The organism is Actinoplanes sp. NPDC024001, from assembly GCF_040638955.1.
GTDB lineage: Bacteria > Actinomycetota > Actinomycetes > Mycobacteriales > Micromonosporaceae > Actinoplanes.
The window spans coordinates 1-4,040 of the sequence record NZ_JBEZZB010000324.1; the positions used below are offsets into that span (position 1 = coordinate 1).

3 protein-coding genes are annotated in these 4,040 nt (G+C 75.7%); 1 reads left to right on the top strand and 2 read right to left on the bottom strand.

Features of this window, described 5'->3' with window-relative positions; genetic code table 11:
* On the bottom strand, positions 1–855 hold an 855-nt coding region (locus AB0F81_RS50595), incomplete at its 3' end, for an FAD-dependent oxidoreductase (protein ID WP_360211531.1).
* Positions 852–1,412: a TetR family transcriptional regulator gene (locus AB0F81_RS50600; protein ID WP_360211533.1), complete on the bottom strand. Its 561-nt coding sequence runs from the start codon at positions 1,410–1,412 to the stop codon at positions 852–854. The genes AB0F81_RS50600 and AB0F81_RS50595, both read right to left, overlap by 4 nt.
* A 90-nt stretch (positions 1,413–1,502) precedes the next feature.
* Between AB0F81_RS50600 and AB0F81_RS50605 the strand changes: the two genes are divergently transcribed.
* Complete coding sequence (locus AB0F81_RS50605; protein WP_360211535.1) at positions 1,503–3,944, top strand: tetratricopeptide repeat protein; 2,442 nt, start codon at positions 1,503–1,505, stop codon at positions 3,942–3,944.
* Positions 3,945–4,040: the final 96 nt, after the last annotated feature.

The window sequence follows — 4,040 nt, forward strand, 5'->3', positions numbered from 1 at the left end:
GTCGCCGAGCAGCACCACCCGCCCGCGGCTCCAGGCCGGCGCGACCACCTGCGCGACCTGGTCGTAGTAGACGTCGGCGTCCGGCGGGCAGGCGGCCAGCGCCCGCGGGGCGATCCAGCGCAGCGGCGCGTACTCCCGGCGCAGGGCGGCCCGGGCGTCCGCGGGACGGGCCGGATCGGCGGCCGGATGCACCGCGAACACCGCGACCCGCCCGTCGCGCAGACCGTAGAAGCCCAGAGTGCGGTGCAGGGTGTCGGTCATGCAGAACCGCCCGGCCACCGCCGCGTGCGCGAGCGGGTCGTCGAACGTGTACGCCGCCGTGTGGAACCCCAGGTAACGCACGTGATCGCGCTCGGGGCCGAAGGTGAGGGCGCGCACCGCCGAGTGGATGCCGTCGCAGCCGGCGAGCAGGTCGGCGGTGAGGGCGGTGCCGTCGTCGAGGGTCACCGTCACGCCGTCGGGGCGGTCGTCGATCGCCGTGATCGTGCGGCCGTAGCGCACCTCGACGCCGGGACCCAGGTGCTCGCGCAGCGCCCGCTCCAGGTCGGGGCGCATCAGGCTGACCACCCGGCCGCCGGCGGCCCGGGCGAACTCGCGGTAACGCAGCCCGGCGCGGCGGCGGCCGGAGTCGTCGCAGTAGGCCAGCTCGTCCACGGCGTAGCCCAGCTCGCGGATGCGCGGCAGCACGCCCATCGCCTCGGCGGCGTCGTAACCCGGCCCGAAGAAGTCCAGCATGTAGCCGCCCGAGTGCGGCCCGGGGGCCTTCTCCACCACGATCACCTCGGCGCCGGCGGTGTCCAGCCGCTGGGCCAGTGCCAGGCCGGCGATCCCGGCGCCGCAGATCACGACCCTCATCGCCGCGCCACCAGCCTGCGCAGCACCGCGCCGGTGTCGCCGCGCTCGGGGCCGAGCATCGAACGGTGCAGCAGCACGCCGTCGACGGCCGCGGCCACCACCGCCGCGGTCGCCTCGGGATCCGGCACCCGGTGGGCGGCGAAGTGCCCGGCTAGCTCCTGCCGGAACTCGGTGATCACCTCGGCGAGGGCCTGCCGGAGCCGGTCGTCACGGGTGGCCGCGAGATAGGCCTCGACCAGCAGCACCGACGCCGGGTCGGTGCCGCTGTGCGCGTCGAGCGCGCCGAACAGCAGGTCGACGGCCGCGCCGGCGCTGCGGGCGCCGGCCAGCAGCGGGGCGACCTGGGCGGTCAGGTCGCGGGCCGTCGCCAGCGCGGCCTCGGCGAGCAGTGCCTGGACGGAGGGGAAGTGGTAGTGCACCAGGCTCGGGGCGACGCCGGCGCGCTCGGCCACCACCCGGGTGGTGGTGGCGGTCCAGCCGCGCTCGGCGATCAGCTCGGTTGCGGCGCGGACCAGCCGCCCGCGCATCTCCCGGCCCCGTTCGGCTGCGGTCACCATGCCGATCACCCCTCCTGGTCGATCGCCCAGGGCGATCGTACAGGACTGTCGCGCGCTGCTGAAGTCGCCGGCACGGGCCATGATGGTTGCGTGAGCTTCGCCAGGCGCGATCCACAGGTCAGCGCCGCCGGCCCGGGGTCGGCGGCGATCGGCCGCGACAACAGCGGCTCGCTGACCATCAACCAGTTCCTGGCCTCCACACCGGACGTGAGCTGGCCGCTGCGGGTCGGTGTCGTGCCGCACCGGGCCGACAGTTTCCAGGACCGGTCCGGCGTGCCGGTGCCACCGGCCGGCACCACCCTGGTGCTCACCGGCATGGGCGGCGTCGGCAAGTCGCAGGCCGCGGCCAGCCTGGCCGAACGCCTGCTCGCCGACGGCGAGCTCGATCTGCTGGTCTGGCTCGCGGCCGGCACCCGGCCGGCCATCCTCACCGGGTACGCGCAGGCCGCCCGCGACCTCGGCATCGGCCAGGACAGTGGCGTGGACGCCGACGCCGCCCGGTTCCACGCCTGGCTCGCCACCACCGGCCGCCGCTGGCTGGTGGTCGTCGACGACCTGGCCCGGCCCGCCGACCTGTCCCACTTCTGGCCGCCCGCCTCCGGGACCGGCCGCACCGTGGTCACCACCCGGCTGCGGGTCGCGGCGCTGCGCGGCGACGGGCGGACCCTGCTGCCGGTCGGGGTCTTCCAGCCCGAGGAGGCCGAGCGGTACCTGACGGCACGGCTCGCCGAGCATCCCGTTCTGGCGGACGACCTCGCGGTGGCGGCCGACCTGCACCTGCTGCCGCTGGCCCTGGCACAGGCGACCGCGTTCATGATCGACGAGCAGGTGCCGTGCTCGGCGTACCGGGCCCGGCTGGCCGGCCGCTCGGCGCGGCTGGACGACCTGGTTCCGGCGCCGGACGACCTGCCCGACGACTACGACCGTACGGTCGCGTCCACCCTCGCGCTGTCGGTGGAGGCCGCCGACCGCTCCCGGCCGGCCGGGCTGGCCCGGCCGCTGCTCGAGCTGGCCGCGGTGCTCGACCCGGCCGGCATCCCGGTGGAACTGTTCACGGCGCCGGCGGTCCGTGCCTGGCTGCCCGGCGGGGCCGTTGCGGAGGCGGCGGTGCGCTCCGGGTTGCGTACCCTGCACCGGCTCAACCTGATCACCGAGTCCGGCGGCATCGTCGCGATCCACGGCCTGGTCCAGCGCGCCGTCCGCGAACGCCTCGACCCGGACCGGCTCGCCGAGGTCGCCCTGGCCGCCGCCGGCGCGCTGACCGAGATCTGGCCGCAGACCGACCCGGACCAGAACCTCGAGGTGCGGCTGCGGCTCAACGTCACCGCGCTGTGGCGCGCCACCGGCGACACCCTCGTCACCCAGCGCTGCGAGGTGCTGTTCCGGGCCGCGGCGAGTCTCGGCGACATCGGCCTGCCCTCGCAGGCGGCGGCCGGCTTCGAGGAGGTGCTCGCCGCGGCCCTGCGGCTGCTCGGCCCGGACCATCCGGACACCCTGGTGGCCCGGCACGAGGCAGCCCGCTGGCACGGCGTCGCCGGTGACCCCGGCCGGGCGCTGGCCGCCTTCCAGCGGCTGCTGACCGACCTGCTGCGCGTCTCCGGTCCGGAGCACCCGAACACGCTGTCGGCCCGGCACGAGATCGCCGTCTGGCGGGCCGAGTCCGGCGACCTGAAACGCGCCCTGGCCGAACTGCGGTCGGTGCTCGACGACCGGATCCGGCTGCTCGGCCCGGACGACGCCACCACCCTGATCACCCGGTCGAACATCGCCCGCACACTCGGCCGGGCCGGGCACCCGGCCGCCGCCCGCGCCCAGTTCCAGGAGCTGCTCACCGACATGAACCGGGTGTTCGAACCGACCGACGCGGCAGTCCTCACCACCCGCCACGAGATCGCGTTCTGGCTCGGGCACAGCGGCGACACGGCCGGCGCGGCGGCGGAGTTCGCACGGCTGCACGCCGAGCTGGTCCGGATCCTGCCCCGGGACCACCCCAACATCGCCGCCTGCCGGGCCGCCCTGGCACAGTGGCGCGGCCACGCCGGCGACCCGGCCGGCGCGGTCACCGACCTGGAGGCGGTGCTGCTGGACCTGGACCGCACGTACGGCCCGGCCCACCCGAGCACGCTGATCGCCCGCGCCAGCATCGCGGTCTTCCTCGGCGAGGCCGGCGATGCTAAAGCCGCGGTCGCCGGGCTCGCCGCGCTCGTGCCCGACCTGGAGCGGGTGGCCGGCCCGGACAACGCGCGCACCCTGGTGACCCGCTTCAACCTGGCCCGGTGGCTCGGCGAGGCCGGCGACCCGGGCGGCGCGATCGCCGAGCTGGACGAGGTCATCGCCGCCATGCTGCGCACCCTCGGCCCGGACCACCCGGACACGCTCAAGGCCCGGGTCGTGCACGCCTGGTGGCGGGCCCGCACCGGCCAGGCCGGCCCGCACGCCCTCGACCGGGTGATCGCCGACCTGCGGCGCCACCTCGGGCCGGAGCATCCGACCATCGCGCTGGCCGTCTCCTACGCCGAGCAGCTCGCCTAGCTGTGATGTCCGGGGACGTTGGTCGAGCAAGTGTGACCACTCGATCTGACGATCGGCAACGGATCTTGTGAACAGATGAAGGCCTCCAACGGTGCA